1 protein-coding gene is annotated in these 312 nt (G+C 63.8%); it reads right to left on the bottom strand.

Annotation, left to right across the window (positions count from 1 at the left end; genetic code table 11):
• Positions 1-232: helix-turn-helix domain-containing protein (locus KJQ96_RS38995; RefSeq protein ID WP_249735108.1), on the bottom strand; the 232-nt coding region annotated here is incomplete at its 3' end.
• Positions 233-312 lie beyond the last annotated feature (80 nt).

Here is a 312-nt window from a genome sequence, read left to right as displayed (position 1 = left end):
GTTCCTTGCCCGGTCGCGGGCGATCGTCGAGGGCTGCCAGCGGGCCATCGGCCAGCGCCCGCTCGACACAGCGCTGCACCGTCTGATGATGGACCCCAAGTCTCTGGCCCACCGCGCAGAACGAAGGATTTTCCCGATACGCCAGCAGCATCTGCGCCCGCGACACCCGGCTCGCCAGTTCGATCCTCGACCGCGAAAGCGTCGTCAAGGTCGCTATCTCTTCATCACTCATTGCCAATTCGACCGCTCGCCGCCATCCTGCCATGATACAGCTCCTCGTTTCGCCGACCGCAAACGAGGAATCCGCCAACA

This window comes from Bradyrhizobium sp. sGM-13, assembly GCF_018398875.1.
GTDB lineage: Bacteria > Pseudomonadota > Alphaproteobacteria > Rhizobiales > Xanthobacteraceae > Bradyrhizobium.
The sequence above is the reverse complement of the archived record's forward strand: the minus strand, read 5'-3'. Positions and strand labels throughout refer to the sequence as shown.